Origin of the sequence: Streptomyces sp. NBC_01335 (assembly GCF_035953295.1) — a bacterium.
In the GTDB taxonomy this organism is placed as follows: Bacteria; Actinomycetota; Actinomycetes; order Streptomycetales; family Streptomycetaceae; genus Streptomyces.
Map to the genome: position 1 here is coordinate 3,357,285 of NZ_CP108370.1, position 18,971 is coordinate 3,376,255.

The 18,971-nt window shown below is 72.3% G+C and carries 19 protein-coding genes; 11 read left to right on the plus strand and 8 right to left on the minus strand.

Translation table 11 applies throughout. From position 1 onward, the window contains the following. Positions 1 to 2: 2 nt before the first annotated feature. Positions 3 to 2,258 (minus strand): RNA polymerase recycling motor ATPase HelR, encoded by a 2,256-nt coding sequence (helR, locus tag OG599_RS14435; protein WP_327176379.1) that lies wholly within the window; start codon positions 2,256 to 2,258, stop codon positions 3 to 5. Positions 2,259 to 2,754: 496 nt separating this feature from the next. Between helR and OG599_RS14440 the strand changes: the two genes are divergently transcribed. After that, a complete protein-coding gene (locus tag OG599_RS14440; RefSeq protein WP_327176380.1) occupies positions 2,755 to 4,428 on the plus strand; it encodes a subtype B tannase in 1,674 nt (557 codons plus the stop codon). Positions 4,429 to 4,580: 152 nt separating this feature from the next. Here the strand turns inward: OG599_RS14440 and OG599_RS14445 are convergent, their stop codons facing one another. Then, positions 4,581 to 5,774 carry an FAD-dependent oxidoreductase gene (locus tag OG599_RS14445; protein ID WP_327176381.1) on the minus strand — a complete coding sequence of 398 codons (1,194 nt, stop codon included), beginning with the start codon at positions 5,772 to 5,774 and terminating at the stop codon, positions 4,581 to 4,583. 71 nt (positions 5,775 to 5,845) lie between these two features. Then, positions 5,846 to 6,556 carry a TetR/AcrR family transcriptional regulator gene (locus tag OG599_RS14450; RefSeq protein WP_327176382.1) on the minus strand — a complete coding sequence of 237 codons (711 nt, stop codon included), beginning with the start codon at positions 6,554 to 6,556 and terminating at the stop codon, positions 5,846 to 5,848. An 18-nt stretch (positions 6,557 to 6,574) separates the two neighbouring features. Here OG599_RS14450 and OG599_RS14455 point away from each other — a divergent pair, with 18 nt between their 5' ends. Next, positions 6,575 to 6,853, plus strand: a complete 279-nt coding sequence (locus tag OG599_RS14455) for a hypothetical protein (RefSeq protein WP_327180294.1) — start codon at positions 6,575 to 6,577, stop codon at positions 6,851 to 6,853. Positions 6,854 to 6,921: 68 nt separating this feature from the next. After that, positions 6,922 to 7,437 (plus strand): GNAT family N-acetyltransferase, encoded by a 516-nt coding sequence (locus OG599_RS14460; RefSeq protein WP_327176383.1) that lies wholly within the window; start codon positions 6,922 to 6,924, stop codon positions 7,435 to 7,437. 55 nt (positions 7,438 to 7,492) lie between these two features. On the opposite strand, the gene OG599_RS14465 is transcribed toward OG599_RS14460, so the two are convergent. Then, complete coding sequence (locus OG599_RS14465; protein ID WP_327176384.1) at positions 7,493 to 8,095, minus strand: TetR/AcrR family transcriptional regulator; 603 nt, start codon at positions 8,093 to 8,095, stop codon at positions 7,493 to 7,495. 156 nt (positions 8,096 to 8,251) lie between these two features. Here OG599_RS14465 and OG599_RS14470 point away from each other — a divergent pair, with 156 nt between their 5' ends. The 6 genes from OG599_RS14470 (at position 8,252) to OG599_RS14495 (ending at position 13,181) form a co-directional block, all read left to right on the plus strand. Continuing rightward, positions 8,252 to 9,034, plus strand: a complete 783-nt coding sequence (locus tag OG599_RS14470) for an SDR family oxidoreductase (protein WP_327176385.1) — start codon at positions 8,252 to 8,254, stop codon at positions 9,032 to 9,034. A gap of 116 nt (positions 9,035 to 9,150) precedes the next feature. After that, a complete protein-coding gene (locus OG599_RS14475) occupies positions 9,151 to 9,840 on the plus strand; it encodes an RNA polymerase sigma factor (RefSeq protein WP_327176386.1) in 690 nt (229 codons plus the stop codon). A gap of 77 nt (positions 9,841 to 9,917) precedes the next feature. After that, the gene (locus OG599_RS14480) at positions 9,918 to 10,784 is read left to right on the plus strand and encodes a hypothetical protein (protein ID WP_327176387.1); all 867 of its coding nucleotides are present in this window, start codon (positions 9,918 to 9,920) and stop codon (positions 10,782 to 10,784) included. A gap of 222 nt (positions 10,785 to 11,006) precedes the next feature. Next, positions 11,007 to 12,308, plus strand: a complete 1,302-nt coding sequence (locus tag OG599_RS14485; protein ID WP_442809430.1) for an aminotransferase class I/II-fold pyridoxal phosphate-dependent enzyme — start codon at positions 11,007 to 11,009, stop codon at positions 12,306 to 12,308. Between the two features lie 109 nt (positions 12,309 to 12,417). Further along, a complete protein-coding gene (locus tag OG599_RS14490; protein ID WP_327176388.1) occupies positions 12,418 to 12,861 on the plus strand; it encodes a DMT family transporter in 444 nt (147 codons plus the stop codon). Next, positions 12,858 to 13,181 (plus strand): DMT family transporter, encoded by a 324-nt coding sequence (locus OG599_RS14495; RefSeq protein WP_327176389.1) that lies wholly within the window; start codon positions 12,858 to 12,860, stop codon positions 13,179 to 13,181. The genes OG599_RS14490 and OG599_RS14495 overlap by 4 nt, the downstream gene beginning before the upstream one ends. A 186-nt stretch (positions 13,182 to 13,367) precedes the next feature. On the opposite strand, the gene OG599_RS14500 is transcribed toward OG599_RS14495, so the two are convergent. After that, positions 13,368 to 14,324, minus strand: coding sequence for a quinone oxidoreductase family protein (locus OG599_RS14500; RefSeq protein ID WP_327176390.1), 957 nt, complete (start codon positions 14,322 to 14,324; stop codon positions 13,368 to 13,370). A 113-nt stretch (positions 14,325 to 14,437) separates the two neighbouring features. On the opposite strand from OG599_RS14500, the gene OG599_RS14505 reads away from it, so the two are divergent. Next, entirely contained in the window at positions 14,438 to 14,941 is a 504-nt protein-coding gene (locus OG599_RS14505; protein ID WP_327176391.1) for a MarR family winged helix-turn-helix transcriptional regulator, read from the plus strand. 17 nt (positions 14,942 to 14,958) lie between these two features. Here the strand turns inward: OG599_RS14505 and OG599_RS14510 are convergent, their stop codons facing one another. Further along, positions 14,959 to 15,651, minus strand: coding sequence for a hypothetical protein (locus OG599_RS14510; protein WP_327176392.1), 693 nt, complete (start codon positions 15,649 to 15,651; stop codon positions 14,959 to 14,961). Between the two features lie 349 nt (positions 15,652 to 16,000). On the opposite strand from OG599_RS14510, the gene OG599_RS14515 reads away from it, so the two are divergent. Further along, positions 16,001 to 17,194 (plus strand): low temperature requirement protein A, encoded by a 1,194-nt coding sequence (locus OG599_RS14515; protein ID WP_327176393.1) that lies wholly within the window; start codon positions 16,001 to 16,003, stop codon positions 17,192 to 17,194. Positions 17,195 to 17,198: 4 nt separating this feature from the next. Here the strand turns inward: OG599_RS14515 and OG599_RS14520 are convergent, their stop codons facing one another. Both OG599_RS14520 and OG599_RS14525 read right to left on the minus strand, forming a co-directional pair. Beyond that, positions 17,199 to 17,741 (minus strand): O-acetyl-ADP-ribose deacetylase, encoded by a 543-nt coding sequence (locus tag OG599_RS14520; protein WP_327176394.1) that lies wholly within the window; start codon positions 17,739 to 17,741, stop codon positions 17,199 to 17,201. Positions 17,742 to 17,896: 155 nt separating this feature from the next. Beyond that, the gene (locus tag OG599_RS14525) at positions 17,897 to 18,892 is read right to left on the minus strand and encodes a GNAT family N-acetyltransferase (protein WP_327176395.1); all 996 of its coding nucleotides are present in this window, start codon (positions 18,890 to 18,892) and stop codon (positions 17,897 to 17,899) included. Positions 18,893 to 18,971 lie beyond the last annotated feature (79 nt).

Sequence of the window (18,971 nt, forward strand, 5' to 3'; positions counted from 1 at the left end):
GCTCAGGCGCCCGCCAGCACGACCAGCCGCTGCGTCGCCCGGGTCATCGCGACGTAGCGGTCCACGGCGCCCGCGACGCCCGTGCCGAAGGACTCCGGCTCGACCAGCACCACGAGGTCGAACTCAAGCCCCTTGGCCAGCTGGGGGGTCAGGGACCGCACCCGGGAGGTCGTACGGAACTCCGGGTCGCCGATGACGCAGGCGGTTCCCTCCGGGTGGGCGTCGAGCCAGTCGCCGAGGACCGTGCGGAGGTCGGCGACGAGGCCGTACGTGACGGGGACGCCGCTGCTGCGGATGGAGGTCGGCACGTTCGCGTCCGGCAGCGCGGCCCGGACGACCGGTTCGGCCTCGGCCATGATCTCCGCCGGGGTGCGGTAGTTGACGCTCAGCGAGGCCAGTTCGATCCGGTCGAGCCCGATCCGCCCGAGCCGTTCGCGCCAGGACTCCGTGAAGCCGTGGCGGGCCTGGGCGCGGTCGCCGACGACGGTGAAGCTGCGGGACGGGCAGCGGAGCAGCAGCATCTGCCATTCCGCGTCGGTGAGTTCCTGGGCCTCGTCGACGACGATGTGCGCGAACGGGCCCGCGAGCAGGTCCGGGTCGCCGCCGGAGAGCGCCGACCCGTCGGTGAGGGCCTCGCGCATGTCCCCGACGCGGAGCATCGTGATGACGCCCTCACCGTCGTCGTCGGCCTCCAGCAGGGCGTCGACGGTCTGGGCCATCCGCGCGTTCTCGGCGGCGATCAGCGCCTCGCCCCGGCGCTTGCGGCGCGCGGCCTCCGGGTCGCCGAGCCGCTGCCGGGCGGCGTCCAGGAACGGCAGGTCGGAGACGGTCCACTCCTGGGCGCGGGCGTCCTCGCGCCGCAGCAGGCGCCGTTCGTCGGCGTCCAGCCAGGGGGCGCACTTGCGCAGGTAGGCGGGTACGGACCAGAGGTCGCCGACCAGGTCGGCGGCGTCGAGCAGCGGCCAGGCGCGGTCGAAGGCGGCGAGCAGTTCGTGGTTCTTCGCCAGGGACGCGGTGATCCGGTCGGTCGGGGTGTCCTCGTCGTGCTTGTCCACGAGGAGGGTGACGAGCTCGTCCCAGACCTGTTCGCGGGCCTCGTTGTGCGGGGTGCCGGGCTCCGCCGCCGCGAAGGCGGCCGCCCACTCCTGGGCGCTCAGCCGGACGTCGGCCCAGTGGGTGGTGACCGTCATGCCCCGCGCGGGCGGCTCCTCGTAGAACCGGACGGCCGCCTCGACCGCCTCGACCACCAGCTCCCGGGACGCCTTCAGCCGCGCCACCTCCGGGTCCCGCTCCACGGACGCCCGGGCGCCCTCGGCGACGAGGTCGCGCAGGACGCAGGTCTGGACGCCCTCCTCCCCGAGGCTGGGCAGGACGTCGGCGACGTAGTCCAGGTACGGGCGGTGCGGGCCGACGAAGAGCACCCCGCCCCGGCGGTGGCCGAGCCTCGGGTCGGAGTGGAGGAGGTACGCGGAACGGTGCAGCGCCACGACGGTCTTCCCCGTACCCGGGCCGCCGTCCACCACGAGGGCGCCGCGCGATCCGGCACGGATGATGGCGTCCTGGTCGGCCTGGATGGTGGAGAGCACGTCCCGCATCCGGGGCGAGCGGTGGGAGCCGAGGCTCGCGATGAAGGCGGACTGGTCGTCGAGCGCGGCGTGCCCGTCGATCCCGTCGCGGGTGAAGACCTCGTCCCAGTAGTCGCTGATCCGGCCGTCGGTCCAGCGGTATCTGCGGCGGCTGGCCAGGCCCATCGGGTTGGCGTGGGTCGCCCCGAAGAACGGCTCGGCGGCCGGGGAGCGCCAGTCGAGCAGCAGCCGGCGGCCCGTGCTGTCGGTGAGACCGAGCCGTCCGACGTACACCGGCCCCTCGTCCGCCTCGGCCCCCGACGCGGCTCCTGCCTCCGACTCCGCCCCGGCCCCTGCCCTTGCCCCTGCCTCCGTCCCTGCCTCCGCCTCTGCCTCGCCGACCATCCGCCCGAGGCAGAGGTCGAGGCCGAAGCGGCGCAGGGTGCGCAGGCGGGCGCTGAGGCGGCGGATCTCGGTGTCCCGGTCCATCGCCTGCCGGCCCGCGCCACCGGGCGCCCTGCGGGCGGCGGCGAGCTGCGCGGTCAGCTCGGCGACCGACTCCTCCAGAGCCCGCGCGACGGCCGCGAAGTGCTCCTCGTCGCGGGCGATCAGCCGGGGGTCGGCTTTCGCGGCGAGCCGGCCGGGGAGAGCGAAGGCGGTCGTGACGGCGGTCGGGGAGGGCTGGGAGGGCATGCGGGCGGCTCCGGGGTGGGGACACGACGCACGGGATTCCGAGGTCGGCCGCCGATTGTGCGCCACGGAGGGGGCCTTGCCGCAAGGCCCCCCTTGCGCTATATGTTGAGAGTGGAAAGAGGTGGGTACACCCTCTTCCTCCTCCCCTCTCCCTTCACCGGTCTCCCCCGGGCATCGCCGATGCCCGTCGCCGCGCCCGCCGCAGGGATATCGAGCGGAACGACCCCGGAGCAGCCTCCGCGCACATTCTGAGAAATTCTCAGATATCCATTCAGGGAATTCTCATATTCATTCCTGTGCATTCCCCTTCCTTCACCTGTGCACCGCCGAGCAAAGTCAACAGGATTGTTGAAGATTTGCTGGACCATGACATAGGTTCGAAAGCGCAGAAGTAATGCACCCGCGTAGTCGTCCGGCACACGCGGCAGTTGCACGCGACCGTTGCACGCGACCGTTGCACGCGCGGCAGTTCCGGCTGCCGCAAAGGGAGAAGTCCGTGAAGCACAGGGCAGTGAAACGCAGGACCGTCGTCGTGGGCCTCGGCTCGGTCGCAGGAGCGGCAGCGGTCGGGGGATTCGCCGCGAACGCCCAGGCGGAAAGCCGCAGCTCTTCGCGGAATGCGGGGAAGCCGGGAAATTCGGGGGCCCTGGCCTTCGACCCGAGCGCGTACACCGAGCTGACCACGACCATCACCACCGACGCCGGCGACAAGGAGGTGACCTACCACTTCTGGAAGGCCATCACCTATGTCTCCTCGCCGGTCGACGCCGAGCACCAGAGCCTGGTGGTCAGCGTTCCCGTCAGGATCGACGGCAAGGCCGTCGACGCGACGAACGCGCCGATTCTCTTCTCCAATTCCGTGGGCGGCTACTTCCCCGCGAGCGTGGCCACCGCTGCCGGCGTCGGCGAGGCCGCGATGGAAATGGGCGACCTCGGCGGAATGGGCGGCGGGACGGGCGCTCCCCCGGCCGGTACGGGGACGGGAACAGGGACAGGCACCGGCACCCCGACAACCGGCACCGGCGCCGCCGAAGCGCCCTCCGGCTCGAACGACATGCTGAACGGCATGGGCCAGATGGTCAGCCTCTCCAAGCTGGGCCTGGCAGCCGGGTACGTCGTCGTGGAGCCGGGCTGCCGTGGCCGTACCCTCACCGACGCGAACGGTACGTACTTCGGCACCGCGCCCGCCGCGATCGTGGACCTCAAGGCGGCCGTCCGCTACGTCCGTTCCAACCAGGGCCGCATCCCCGGCAACACCCGCCGCATCGTTTCCACCGGCACCAGCGCGGGTGGCGCGCTCTCGGCGCTCCTCGGCGCTTCCGGGGACAGCTCGCTCTACGCCCCGTACCTCAAGGAGTTGGGCGCGGCCGAGGCGAGCGACGCGGTCTTCGCCAGCGGCGACTGGTGCCCGATCACCGACCTGGAGCACGCCGACGGCGCGTACGAGTGGAACTGGGGCACCAACACCCCGCAGAGCGGCACGCTCGACCAGGCCGTGTCCAAGGAGCTGCGGGCCCAGTTCGCCGAGTATCAGGCGTCCTTGCGTCTGAAGGGCCTGAACGGCTTCGGCCCGCTCACCGCGCGCAACTACGACGACTACCTGCTGGAGACCTACGTCCGGCCGGCCGCGACCACCTACCTCAAGGGCCTCGCCGAGGCGGACCGCTCGGCCTACCTGACGGCCAACCCCTTCATCACGTGGAAGAACGGCCGGGCGGCCTTCACGTGGACGGACTACCTCACCCACGTGGGCCCGCGGAAGAAGACCGCCCCGGCCTTCGACACGTTCGACCTGTCCGGCGGCGAGAACAACGAGTTCGGCGCCGGGACGACCGAGGCCCGCCACTTCACCGCGTACGGGCAGCGCCACGACACCACCGGGCTCACCGCCGGCCGCGTGGACAGCGACGTCCCGGCCCTGCTGGACCTGATGAACCCGATGTACCACCTGGCGCGCCACAACCCCGGCCGTGCGAAGCACTGGTGGATACGCGTGGGCACGAAGGACACCGACACCGCGCTGACCGTCGTCGGCAACCTCGCCGCGACCCTGCACGGCCTCGGCGACGACGTGGACTCGCTGATGTACTGGGACCAGGGGCACGGCTCCAACACCGACGCCGCCGACTTCATCACCTGGGTCGCCCGAGTGACCGGCCACCGGAAGTAGCCACCGCGCACCCGTCCCTCGCCCCCGCGCGCGACCCCCGCACCCAGCACGACGGGCCCCCGGGCATCACGCCCAGGGACCCGTCGTGTGTGCGTACGGCACCGGCCGATGGAGCCGCAACCGGAACCGGGCTCGCGGGTTCGTTCGCGGGTTCAGCCCTGTTCCGCGTCCGGGTCGCCGGCCCCCGCGAACATGTCCAGCAGCGGCTGCGGGGCGTCCGGCGCGAAAATGGCCTCCAGCCCCGCGGCGGACTCCCCCGCCGTCCGCTCGGCACGCGGGAAGAGGAGCTCCTCGTACGCCGAGAGCGCCGCCTCCGTGTCCCCCGGGTGCGCGGCCAGGCAACGGCCCAGGTCCGCCCCGTCGATCAGCGCGAGGTTCGCGCCCTCCCCGGCGAACGGCGACATCAGGTGCGCCGCGTCCCCGAGCAGCGTGACGCCCGGAACCCGGGCCCAGCGGTGGCCGGCGGGCAGGGCGTGGATGTGCCGGGGCACCAGCGGCCCGTCCGCCTCGGCGATGAGCCCGCGCAGACCGGGCGCCCAGTCCGCGAAGTGCTCCAGCACGGCCGCCTTCGCCGCTGCGGTGTCGGTGAAGGCGACCGTGCTCAGCCAGCTTTCGTCGGTGCGCAGCGCCACGTAGACGTGCAGGCTGCCGTCCGTCTCGCGGTGCCCCAGCAGCGCCTTCCCGTCGCCGAGCCCGAAGAACATCCCCCCGCCGAGCAGCGCCGCGGCCTCGGGGTGACGGGTGTCCGCGTCGAACAGGTCGACCTCCACGAAGGAGATCCCGGTGTACGCGGGCACCGCGTCGGACACCAGCGGCCGCACCCGCGACCAGGCGCCGTCGGCCCCGACGAGCAGATCGGTGGTGAACACCGACCCGTCGGCGAGCGTCACCTCGTACCGGCCGCCCCGGTTCTCCTCCCCGCCCGTCGCCCGGCACGCCACCACCTTGGAGTTCCAGCGGATGGTGCCCTCCGGGAGGGAGGTGAGCAGCAGATCGCGGAGATCGCCGCGGTCGATCTCGGGGCGCTCCCCGGAACCGTCGTCCTCTTCCTCCCGGTGGACGAAGCCGTTCTTGTCGAGCAGCCGCATCGCCTGACCACCCGGGTGCACCTTCGTCAGGAACGCCTCGTGCAAACGCGCCTCGCGCAGCGCCGCCTGCCCGGTCTCCTCGTGGATGTCGAGCATCCCGCCCTGCTTACGTGCGTCCGGCGAGGCGTCCAGGTCGAAGACCGGGACCTCGATGCCGTGCACGTGCAGGACCCGGGCGAGCATCAGGCCGCCGAGCCCGCCACCGATGACGGCTACGGGGTGGTGGGGGGTGGGCGTGGGTGAAGTGGTGGTCGTCATGGCGTGGCTCCTTCTCGACGTACTTCGTACCGGCAAGGGCGCCGGGATTCGTACCGGCGCTGGCGCCGGGATCAGGTCAGGTCGCGCGGGGTGGCCAGCGCGCCGTTGACGACCACCCGGAACATCCACCCGAGGCGCTGCTGCGGGCTACCGGAGAACAGGTCGTCGCCGAGCGCGGCGATACGCGGATACGTGTCGGCGGACGCGGCGCGCAGCGCGCCCACCAGCGCGTCGTGCTCCTCCTCGGCGGGGTCGGTCTCCGAGCGGGTGCCCTGCTCGGCAGCGGCGGCGGTCGCCAGCTGGAGCAGTACGTCCACACTCCAGGCGGCCTGCCCCGGGGGCACCCCGCCCTCGTCCAGCAGGGCGAGGACCGCCTCCACCAGCGCCAGGTAGTTCGCCCCGGTGGGCCGCGCCACGAGCGCGGAACGCGCGAGGCTCGGGTGCTCGAAGAGCACCCCCGTGTACGACCCGAGCACCTGGACGAGCCGCTCCCGCCAGTCCTCCTGGGCCTCGGCCGGGGCCTTCGCGGGGCTCAGGTCGACCGCGCCGAGGTACTCCTCCAGGATCGCGGCGTGCAGCTCGGCCGTGTTCCCGAAGTAGACGTAGAGCGAGGCCGGCCCGGTGTCCAGCTCCGTCGCCAGCCGCCGCATGGTCACACGCTGAAGCCCCTCGGCCCGCATGATCCGCACGGCGGCCTCGACGATGCCCGCATGACCGAGCGCGGGCTTGGCGGGCCGCTCACGGCGGCTGCGGGGAGTGGGGGGTGGGGTGGCTGGTGTCATACGACGAGAGTAACGAACATGTTCGTAGCGAACAAGTTCGTCACGAACACGTTCGTCCTCCGGCGCGTGAAGCCGCTCGCCCCTCAACCGCCCTGGCGCGGCGTGGCACCGCACGACGCCGGCAGATCGATGCAGATCGATGCGCCGATCGCCCTCCTCACCCGGGAGCGGGAGACCACCCCTCACGCACGAGGGGGGCACAGGGCGCCCCTCATCGCGGAGACCGCCTGCCACGCCGGGCATCTCGACGCGGCCCGTGAACTCACCGACGGGCGGCGCTGGTTGGTTCTCACCTGACCGGGCCCGTCGCCGTCCACTTCCGACAAGCCCCTTCGGGGCGTCGGGCGGAATGCCAGACTGATCGGATGATCGACGATCTTCCCGCCGGCCTGACGGCCCGGCACCTCGCCGAGGAAGACCATCTCCGCGTGCTCGCCGTACTGGACACCTGGTGGGATGGCCTCAAAGGGGAGGCAGGGTCGACGGAACGGGCGCTGCTGCTGCCCCGGTTGTACTTCCAGCATTTCGCCACCACCAGTTTCCTGGTCGAACACCACGGCGGAGAGGTAGCGGCCTTCCTGGTCGGCTTCATGTCGCCGACAGCGCCCGGCACCGCCTACGTGCACTTCGCCGGCGTCGACCCGGCACTGCACGGCCACGGGATCGGGAGCACCCTCTACCGGGCCTTCTTCGCGCTCGCCCGGTCCCATGGACGCCGCCACGTGCACTGCGTCACCAGCCCGGAGAACATCGCGTCCCGGGCATTTCACACGCGGCTCGGTTTTACGGCCTCAGCCGTGAAGCCGGACTACGACGGCCCCGGACTCGATCGGGTGGCGTTCACCATCGACCTCTCCACAGGACCAACGGTCACCCCCTGACAGGGCGCACGGCATCCGTCTTCACGATGCGGGGCGACCGGATCAGCCCCTCGCCTCAACTCCTGATGCCGCGCAGGAGGTTACGCACCAAGGCGTCCGCGAACGCCGCGTCGAGCGCCGCGTCGGGCAACAGCAGCCGGTGGTAGCAAGCGCCCCACAGCTGGTCCACGACGACCTGCGGGTCGACGTCGGCGTGGATCTGGCCGAGGGCCTGCGCACGGGTGAGCCGTTCGACGGCGAGGAGTCGGCGCGGGTGGGTGTAGTGCTCCGCGAGGGCGGCGGCCAGGGCGGTGTCGGACTGTGCGGCGCCCACGAGTTGGGCGATCACGTGACCCGTACGCGGGTCGGTGAGCAGGCCGACGAAGGCGTGGAGCTGGGCGGTGAGGTCGCGCTCGACGTCCCCGGTGTCCGCGAACGCGAGGGTGCTCTCGACCGCGCCGAAGTACGCCTCGAAGGCCAGGGCGCCCGGGGAGGGCCACCACTTGTAGAGGGTCATCTTGCTGGCGCCCGCGCGGGCGGCCACCTTCTCGAAGGTGATCCCGGTCAGCCCCGACTCGAAGAGCATCGCACCGGCCGCCTCCAGTACCGCTTCGCGCACCTCCACCGCGGGGCGGCGGCCTCGGCCGCGCCTGACGGAATCCTTCGGCTCCTCGGCCACTCTCCACGCTCCTTCCCGCTCACCGTCACGCATCAGGGGGTCCGGCGCGCCGCGTCAGCGGTGCACCAGCCCTGCTTGCAGTATATGGACGATCAGTCTACATTTTTAATGGACAGACAGTCCATAAATGAGCAGGCGAGCGGGAGGCTGATCCCCATGACCGACACCACCCAGCCCCGGACCGACGGCAACAGCGTCGGCACCCCCGGCACCACCACCCGCGTGGCCATCGTCACCGGCGCCTCCGGCGGCATCGGCCGGGCCGTCGCCGAGCGGCTGGCCGCCGACGGGATGGCCGTGGTCGTGCACTACGGCCGGGACAAGGCGCGGGCCGAGGAGGTCCTGGCGGCCGTGGAGAAGCTGGGCGGGCAGGCCACGGCGGTCAGCGGTGACGTGGCGGACGAGCACGCGATGGCCGCGCTCTTCGCGGCGGCCGAGCAGGCGTACGGAGGCGTGGACGTGGTGGTGAACACGGCCGGGACCATGCTCCTCGCGCCGGTCGCCGAGTTCGACCTCGACGCCTTCGACCGTATGCACCGCACCAATGTGCGCGGCACGTTCGTGGTGTCCCAGCTGGCCGCCCGTACGCTCCGGCCCGGCGGTGCGCTGATCAACTTCTCGACCTCCGTGACCCGGCTCCAGCAGCCCACGTACGCCGCCTACGCGGCCACCAAGGGTGCCGTCGAGGCGATGACGCTGGTCCTCGCCCGCGAGCTGCGCGGCCGTGACGTGACGGTGAACGCGGTCGCGCCCGGCCCGACCGCCACCCCTCTGTTCCTGGACGGCAAGCCGCAGCAGGTGGTGGACGCCATCGCGGGCCTCTCCCCGATGGAGCGCCTCGGCACCCCCGAGGACATCACCGAGGCCGTCGCGTTCCTGGCCGGTCCGGGCCGCTGGATCAACGGCCAGGTGCTCTACGCCAACGGCGGCGTCGCCTGACGCCCGCCACTGCCCTCACCGACAGGGCCGGTCCCACCCGTCGACGCGAAATCGACTCAGCGAAGCGAAAGCGACTCATCGGGAACCTCCGGCCGGGTGCCGGACACGTACAGGGCATGGAACTGAACGACGCCGGCCCCGCCATACCGGCCGGAGGGGCATCCCTGCCGGCCGGTGGCACGGCCTTACCGCCCGGAGGCCCGTCCGACCGGGAGCTCTGGGCAAGGGCCGTCGGCGGCGACCGGGAGGCCTTCGGCCGGATCTTCGACCGGCACGCGAAGACCGTCTACAACTACGTGTTCCGGCGTACGGCCGACTGGTCCGAGGCCGAGGACCTCACCTCGACCGTGTTCCTGCACGCCTGGCGCCGGCGTACGGAGACGGTGCTCGACCGCGACTCGGCCCTGCCGTGGCTGCTGGGCATCGCCGACCGTCTGCTGTCGAACACCAGGCGGCGGCTGAGGCGGGCCGAGGCGTTGCTGCACCGGCTCGTCTCGCACGACGAGCCGGTGGGCGACCACGCGGAACGTATCGCCGTCCTGGTCGACGACGAACGTCGCATGTCGGAGATCCACCGGGCGCTGGCCCGGCTGCCCCGCCACGAACGCGAGGTCGTCGAGCTCTGCGTGTGGTCGGGTCTGGATCAGCAGGCGGCCGCGACGGCGCTGGGGGTGGCTGTCGGGACCGTGAAGTCCCGGCTGCACCGCGCCCGGCGCAGGCTGGGGGTCGCCCTCCTCGACGGAGCCACGGTCCCGGCGTCGTCCCGTTCCAAGATTCCCGTCAACGCGAAGGAGTTCGTGCGGTGAGCGACATGCCAGGCATTCCTGCGGCTCCTTCCGAACGTGATCTGCCGAACCACTGGCGGACCCGAGAGGAACTCCTGATGAAGATCGATCCTGAGGACAACCGTGCTTCGCTGCGACGCAGGTGGGGGGTGCCGCTGGCCGTCGCCGCGGGCGTCGCGACGATGAGCGTCACGGCCGTGGTCGTCTTCGGCGGTACGGGGGAAGCCGAGCCGACGCTCGCGTCCCCCGGGTCGAGCGCCGGAAACCCGACGGGCGCCGCCGCGTCGCCGCGTACCAGCACGACACCCGGCGCCTCGTCGGGCGGCACCTCGTCGGGCGGCGTCACGTCGGGCGTGACCGCCTCGGCCGGATCGTCGGCCACGGGGAAGGCCACCGTCACCAGTGCCACCACGACCCCGATCGACGCCGGGACCGTGGCGAAGATCCTCGCCTCCTGCCTGGGGTCGGACGCATCGCAGTACGACGCTGTGCTCGCGGTCCGCACCCCCCTCGCCACCGAGGACACGGACGGCGTGGTCGTCGCGGTCGACTCCGCCGACCAGTACGTGCAGTGCCAGTCGGACGGCGACAAGGGCATCAGCGTGGACTCCCCGCCCACGTTGATCAACAACCGCCTGTGGGGCACCGGCCGTCTGATCGAGTACTTCGACTCGTTCGGCCAGAGCGCCGGCAAGCAGTCCGGCGCGTACCGGTACACCGCGCTCGGCGCCGGGCACTACGCCTCGAACGTCGCCAAGGTCACCATCAGCTACGACGACGACCCGAAGGAGTACCCGGCGGCCATGGCGGGCGGCGCGTTCGTCTACGCGGCGGCGTTCTCCACCGGTACGTCCAAGCCCGACCGGTACTTCGCGGGCCCGGACGCCACCGTCCACGCGTACGACGCGTCCGGCAAGGAGATCTACGACCAGGCGAAGGACCCGCAGTTCTCCGGCCGGCAGTAGCGCGACTCTCCGACCAGCAGTAGCGCGGCTCTCCGGCCAACGGTGGAGCGGGCGTCACCGACCACCCCCACCGCGGCCTCGTCGCCCCTCCCCCGCTGCCCCGGCCACCCGCCGGGGCAGCGGTGTGCGCGGCCCCGTACCGAAAGAAGCGCGCCACTGACCGGTTTGTATCCTCGGCAGGGTGCCGTCCGGCACCGAGCGGGACCCGCGAGAGGACACACCGTGACCACCGAGCTGAGCTCCGACGCCCTGAGCGCCCCCGGCGCCCCGAGCGACCTGAGCGACCTTGTCGACCGCGCCAGGCAGGACTACGAGGAGCTGGCCGGCCGTGGCCTCTCCCTCGACCTGACCCGGGGGAAGCCGGCGCCGACGCAGCTCGATCTCTCCGAGGACCTGCTGAGCCTGCCGGGCGGCCGGTACACCGCCGCCGACGGCACCGACGTGCGCAACTACGGCGGCCTCCAGGGGCTGACCGAGCTCCGGGAGATCTTCGCCGAGCAGCTCCAGGTGCCGGTGGCGCAGCTGCTCGCGGCCGGTAACTCCAGCCTGGAGCTGATGCACGACTCCCTGGTGCACGCCATGCTCAGCGTGCTGCCGGGCGCCGAGTCGCGCTGGGTGGACCAGGGCCGGATCGCGTTCCTCTGTCCCGTCCCCGGGTACGACCGGCACTTCGCGCTGTGCGAGCGGTTCGGCATCGACATGATCCCCGTGCCGATGACCGAGGCGGGCCCGGACATGGACGCGGTCGAGCGCCTCGTCGCGGAGAACCCGGCCGTCAAGGGCATCTGGTGCGTCCCGAAGTACAGCAACCCGGACGGCGTGGTCTACAGCGACGAGACGGTGGCCCGGCTGGCCGCGATGGAGACCGCCGCGCCCGACTTCCGCATCTTCTGGGACAACGCCTACGCGGTGCACCACCTCACGGAGGAGCGGGTGGAGATCGCCGACCTGCTCGCCGCGTGCGACGCCGCCGGGAACGCGGACCGGGTGTTCGTGTTCGGCTCCACCTCCAAGATCACCCTGGCGGGCGCGGGTGTCGCGTTCTTCGGTTCGTCCCCGGCCAACGTGAAGTGGCTGCTCGCCAACAACTCCAAGCGCTCCATCGGCCCGGACAAGGTCAACCAGCTGCGGCACGCGATGTACCTGCGCGACGCGGACGGCGTACGTGACCTGATGGACCGTCAGCGTCACGTACTCCAGCCGAAGTTCGAGGCTGTGCAGCGCATCCTCGAAGCCGAGCTGGGCGGTACGGGCCTCGCCTCCTGGACCAAGCCCAAGGGCGGCTACTTCGTGAACCTGGAGGTCGAGGAGGGCTGCGCGAAGGAGGTCGTACGGCGCGCCGGCGCGGCCGGTATCGTCCTCACCCCGGCCGGTGCCACCCACCCGTACGGCGACGACCCGACCGACTCCGTCATCCGCATCGCGCCCAGCTACCCGACGCAGGAGGAGCTGGAGGAGGCCATCCTCGGGCTGACCGCGTGCGTGCGGGTCGTCGGGTACGAGAAGCGGCTCGCCGCGAAGTGACGCCGTAACGCGATACCCCAGTAACGCGGAACGATTCCGGGCCGTACGTCCTCCGGGGCGTACGGCCCGGCGCGTGCACCCGAGCAGGCTCCGGGGAAGGATCCCACGCATGACGCGCGACACGAGCGCCGGTCGCTCGGACGACGGCCCCGTCGACGGCTCCAGGAAGTGGCTGTTCCTCGTCGGCGCGATCGCCTCCGAGGTCGCGGCGACGCTCGCCCTGCGGGCCGCGCTCGACGCCCGGCCGTGGTTCGTGCTGGTGGTCGCCGGTTACGTCGCCGCTTTCACGATGCTGGCCCTGGTCCTGCGCGAGGGCATGCCGATCGGTGTCGCGTACGGGATCTGGGGTGCGAGCGGCGTCGCCGTCACCGCGGTCCTGGCCGCGCTCCTCTTCGGGGACCCGCTGACCTGGCTGATGGGCCTCGGCGTCGTGGCGGTCGCCGGCGGGGTCATGACCGTGGAGATCGGCGCGCAACGCGCCACGGCCGCCCGGGAGCAGGCTGCGGCCGCCTCCGCCTCCCGTACCGCCGCACCCGAGGAGCCCACCCCGTGAGCTGGCTCTTCCTGATGGGCGCGATCCTCTGCGAGGTCAGCGGCACCCTCGCCCTGCGCGCCTCCGAGGGCTTCCGCAAGAAGGTGTGGCTGGCGCCGGTCCTGCTCGCGTACGTCGTCTCCTTCGGCTGCCTCGCGCTGGCGCTCTCCCACGGCATGGCGATCGGCGTCGCGTACGGCATCTGGTCCGCGTGCGGGGTCGCGCTGACCGCCGTCCTCGCCCGCCGCCTCTTCGGCGAACCCCTCACCCGGCTGATGGGCCTGGGCATCGCCCTGATCGCGGGCGGCGTCCTGCTGATCGAAGCGGGCGCCCACCCGTAGAGGCCGCCCCGCCCCAGGTCGTTTGTCGGAAGTCCCGCCTGTCCGGCGACGCCCGGCACGCTCGCCGCATTGCCGGGATCGCACCGATACATCCAGCATCGGGGCGACCCTCCGCCGTGCGATCGCACGCACCGGACGCCGCCGGACCCGCCCTCCGGGCGGACGGCGCCACTTCCGGCACACGGCCTACGGCGTGAACACCACGCGCCGGGCCGGGTCGGCGGGTTCGGTCCAGACGGACTCCACCTCGGACAGCGGCACCGCCCGGGTGGCGACGGCGAACGTACCCGCCACCAACTCGTCGACCAGAGAGGGCAGTTCGGCGACGATCCCGGCGGCGGTGAGCGAGCCCTGACCGCTGCCCATGATCCGCAGGTTGGCCGCGCGCAGCACGAAGGACGGCAGAGTGATGTCCGGCCCGGCCGTGGAGCCGATCTGGATCCAGTCGAGCGGTGCACCGCGTTCGGCACGGCGGGTGAGCAGCGCGGGGATGGCGAGTTCGGTGGGGCGGCCCCAGGTGTAGTCGATGACCACGTCCACGTCGGCCGCCGCCTCGCCCAGCCGGTCCGCCGCCTCGGCCGGGTCCCCGGCCAGGGAGACGGTCCGGGTGGCGCCCAGGCCGGTCAGCCGGTTCAGCCGCTCCCGGTCCCGCCCGGCCGCTACGACCGCCTCGGCACCGAGGTGGCGGGCGATCTGGACGGCCATCTGACCGGCGTTGCCGGTCGCGCCGAGGACCAGCACGCTCTGGCCCGGCCGGAAGGAGATCCGGCGGCGCAGCGCGACCCACGAGGACATCGCGGGGTTCATCGCCGCCGCGACGGTGACCGGGTCGGCACCCTCCGGGAGGGGCACGGACCTGCGGGGATCGAGCACGGCCCGTTCGGCCAGGGTGCCGGGCACGTCGTCGTCGGCGACGAAGTAGACGTGCCGGCCGTCGGCCAGCCGCCCCACCCCGTCCACCCCGGGAACCAGCGGCAGCCGCCCGTCGCCGGTGTAGTGACTGCCGTCGGCACCCGAGCGCACCCGGGGGTGCAACCCCGAGGCGAGCACGTCCACGAGGACCTGCCCCTCGCCCGGCACCGGGGTCGGGAACTCCTCGAACCGGGGCGGACTGCCGAACGACCTGACGACTGCGGCGCGCATGGTGACTCCTTCGGCCTTCGGCCTGCTTCCGGGGTTGCTCACTCGCCACCATTAGTACGTGGCACCAACCAAATTAGTTGGTGCCACGTACTAGGTCAAATACAATGGGCTCCATGCCGCACACCACCCCGCCCCGGCCGAGCGCCCCCGAGGCGCCCGTCGCGCACGCGACCGCCCCCTCCTCACCTTCCTCCCCCGATGACCTCGGACTGGTGGACGGACTGGCGCAGCTGAGCTTCGCGGTGCAGGCAGCGCTGGGTGAGGTCGCCGCCGCGCACGGGCTGTCGATCGCGCAGTTGCGCCTGTTCGGCGTGCTCCGCGACCGCGAACCGGGCATGCAGGAACTCGCCCGGCTCCTGGGACTCGACAAGTCCTCCGTGAGCGGCCTGGTCGACCGCGCCGAGCGGCGGGGCCTGGTCCGCCGCTCCCCGTCCCCGCACGACCGCCGCGCCGTGCGGGTCGCGTTGACCGAGCAGGGGCATCAACTGGCCCGCGAGGCAACCGCCGAGGCCGGGCGGCACGTTCACGCCCTGGCCGCACACCTCACGGACGCGCAGCGCGCGCAGCTCTCCCTGCTGGCGAGCGCCATGGTGGCCGGACCCCTGCCCACCGCCTGACGCGAACCGCCCCCGTATCAGTCCAGTTGGTGCGAGAGCTCGCGGGAGCAGGAGCGCCGGCGCTCGCCCTCCGGGGTGTACGTGAACGAGTCCCGGAAGACACCGGCACCGCCGACGCGCACCGCGAGCAGCACCGGCTCCGGGTGCTCGGCGCTCCAGCCGCACAACGAGTCCGCCCGGGTGCCGTTCCAGAGGTGGAAGCAGACCATCGGGTCGGCCGGGTCCGCGGTGACGTAACCGAGGGTCTTCCCGAACCGGGGGTTCGACCCCCCGAACCGCACCGAAGGCGGCCCGAACTCCGCCGCCACGTCCGACCAGCCCCGGTCCTCCCGCCCCACCCACTCCGGCGCCGTCGCCCGCAGCCGCGCGTACTCCCCCGCGTCCAGCACCCGTACCGCCCGGAGCCAGCCCGCCCGGTGCGCGAACTCCCCGTAGAGCGAGACCACCGCGTCCGCCGGGCCGTCAGCGTGCAGGTGCCGCGCGAAGGCCCCCTTCGCCCCGTTCACCGACCAGGCCCCCGACACCTCCCAGGCCGTCTGCTGCTGATGCCACAACCCGGGGCGGCCCTCCACGTAGAGGAGGTCCTGACACATCACCCGAAGAATCATCTCGTCCCCCCACATCCCCGGTCGTCGCAGCACCGAGTTGAGCCGGTCGACGAAGTGGGCACGGATGTCCGGAGAGGGCACGAGGGCATCGGAAGAGATCACCCGGCCAGTGTTTCGTGTCAACGTTCGACGCGCATGCGTACGAAGAATTTCTTGGGAGATTGCCCAGCCCGACGGGCCTGTTGGTCACCGGAGGAACATCCGGCCACTACGAGCAGCTACGGCGGGGCCTTCACCCGCTTCGTGCCGGACGCCCGGCTGCCTACACCGCACCCACCACCGCCCGCTTGCCCATGAGCGCGCGGTTCCGTTCGTCCCGTGCACAGTCCTGGCGGAGCCCGCGTCCGCGCGACGCATCCCGGCACCTCCGAGCGAGGATGAACCACGGCAGAGCACGGCATCGCACTGCGCCACACCCACACGCACACAACCGACGACAGGAGCAACGGCAATGGTGGAGCGCACAGTCCCCCTGCTGCGGACGATGCGGGCCCGGGACCCCGACGAGGAGCACCGGGCATCGACTCCCCTGGAACTGCTCTTCGACCTGACGTTCGTGGTCGCGGTCTCGCAGGCTGCCGCGCAGCTCCACCACGCGCTGGCCGAGGATCACGTGGGCTCGGGGCTGACCGGATACGCCGCGGTGTTCTTCGCCATCTGGTGGGCCTGGATGAACTTCACCTGGTTCGCCTCCGCGTACGACACCGACGACGTGCCGTACCGGCTGGTGACGCTGTTGCAGATGGCGGGCGTCCTGGTACTCGCCGCCGGGGTGCCCGCCGCGTTCCAGGACGGGGACTTCACGGTCGTCGTCATCGGGTACGTCATCATGCGCGTCGCGATGATCGCGCAGTGGCTGCGGGCCGCGTCGCAGCACCCGGAGGGCCGCCGCTGCGCCCTGCGGTACGCGACGGGCATCGCCGTGGCGCAACTCGGCTGGGTGGCCCGGCTCTGGGTGCCGGACGCGTGGCAGGCGGCCACCTTCGTGGCGCTCGTACTGGTCGAACTCGCCGTACCCGCGTGGGCCGAGTCCCGTGGGAACAACACCAGTTGGCATCCGGAGCACATCGCCGAGCGGTACGGCCTCTTCACCATCATCGTGCTCGGCGAGGTCATTCTCGCCTCGCTCGCGGCGGTCCAGTCGGCCGTCTCCGACCACGGTCTGTCCGCCGCCGTCCTGCTGATCGCGATCGGCGGGCTGCTGCTGGTCTTCGGGCTGTGGTGGATGTACTTCACCGGCGGCGAGATCGGCCTGCCCACCCTGCGTTCCGCCCTGACCTGGGGGTACGCCCATTACGGCGTCTTCGCCTCGCTGGCCGCCGTCGGCGCCGGCCTGGAGGCGGCCGTGGACGCCACCGGGCACCACGCGCACCTGCCCGAGCGGACCGCCTCTCTGGCCGTCGCCGTACCGGTGGCGATCGTCCTCGTCCTGCTCGGCGCGCTGCACCGGATGACCGGCACCGGGGGCGTGGAACACACCGTGGTGGTGGCGGCGGGCGCGCTCGTGGTCTTCGCGTTCGGCTTCGCCGGCCCGGCCCTGGGACTCGGTCTGGGCGGCGCCGTACTCGGCATGGGCCTGGCCGTCGCCGCGACCGTCGCCGCCGACGCGGCGGTCCTACGGCGCCGAGCGGCGGGAACCCCGTAGGGCCCTACGACGAGGGGCGCTCCAGCTCCGCGAGCGCCCGCTCGAAGCAGTCGTACGCGTCCTCGTCGTAGAGGACGAAGCGCACCTCGGCGACCGGGAGCCGGGTCTCCTCGCGGACCGTACGCAGGGCGAGACGGGCGCCGTCGTCCATCGGCCAGCCGTAGATGCCGGTCGAGATCGCCGGGAACACCACGGAGCGCGCGCCCAGTCCGGCGGCCACCCGGAGGGACTCGCGGTAGCAGGACACCAGCAGCCCGGAACGGTCCTCCTCCCGCGACCAGACCGGGCCCACGGTGTGGATCACGTGGTCCGCGTGCAACCGCCCGGCGGTCGTCGCCACCGCCCGCCCGGTGGGCAGCCCCTTGCCGTACCGGGAGGCGCGCAGGTCACGGCAGGCATCGAGGATCGCGGGGCCGCCCTTGCGGTGGATGGCCCCGTCCACCCCGCCACCTCCGAGCAGCGAGGAGTTGGCGGCGTTCACGAGGGCGTCGGCGTGCTGCTCGGTGATGTCACCGTGTACGAGCTCGATGCTCGGCTGCGTCGTCATGGAGTCATCCTCGGGCGGCGGGACGGAGGGGGCAACGTGCGTACGCGGCCACGGAAGGTGGACGGGGCACGGGTCCGAGATCGGCCGGCGCTTCCCGCACCTCGACGTGGTGGCGACCCCGCACCGCACCCTCAGCCGGAGCCGGCGGAGGCCACTCAGTCCCCCAACTCCCGCTGGAGATACACCGACCGATGCGTCGGTACGTAGCCCAGCGCGTCGTTCACCGCGCGCATCGGGGCGTTGGCGTCGGCCGTGTCGGTCACCAGCCCGGTGAGGGCGGGGTGGGTGGTCAGAGCGGTGCGGATCGACTCCGCCTTCATCCAGCGGGCCAGGCCGCGCCCCCGGTGGGCGGGCAGGACGCCGGTTCCGTAGTGCAGGCCTTCGCCCGTACCGTCGCCGGGGACGACCAGTTCGGTGAAGCCGACGATCGTGCCGTCCGCCTCACTGACGGCGGCGACCGTGTGCAGGATTTCGCCGCGCCGCTCGACGGCGCGGGCGACGGCTCGTACCCGGTCCACGTCCCAGGTCTCGGCGCCGTGGTCCATCTCGTCCATCGGCATGTCGTCCATCGCCCACCGCGACCCGGCGAACGTCTCGGCCAGCTCGTCGGGGACCGTTCCGGTCCAGGAGGTCAGCCGGTAGCCCGGGTGCGGGTCGGCGGCCAGGGCGGCGAGGGCGACCGGATCGGCGTCGGCCGTCACCAGGCGGGCGAAGGTCAGGGTGAGGACCACCCGGAAGCCACGGGCCGTCAGGAACTCCGCCGCCACGCCACCGTCCCCGCCCTCCTGCCCCTCGCCGGCCCCGCCCGCCAGGGCCACCTGGGCCGTCACCGTGCGCCGGCCCTCCGCCCGGGCACCCGCGAGGGCCGTGTCCAGCAGACGGCTTCCGATGCCGGTGCGGCGGGCGACCGGGTGCACGGCGAGGTCCAGTTCCGCGAGGTGGTCCCGGCCGGGCTCGGTGGAGAGCCGCAGGTACGCCGACCCCACCGGGTACGCGGGGGGATCGATGACCGCCGGGCCACCGGCGTCGCCGGGCACCTCCTCCGCGAGCCAGACGAGACGGTACGAGGACGATCCGGAGGACGGGCCCGGGGACGATCCCGAGGGCTGACCGTGGTCCGGCTCGGCGAGCGGTGTGATGCGCAGTGGCAAGGGAGTCTCCGTCGAGTACGTCGCACACGGGGCACGAGCAGACCGGAGGAACGTAAACCGAGTGCGGGAACGCCCGCAA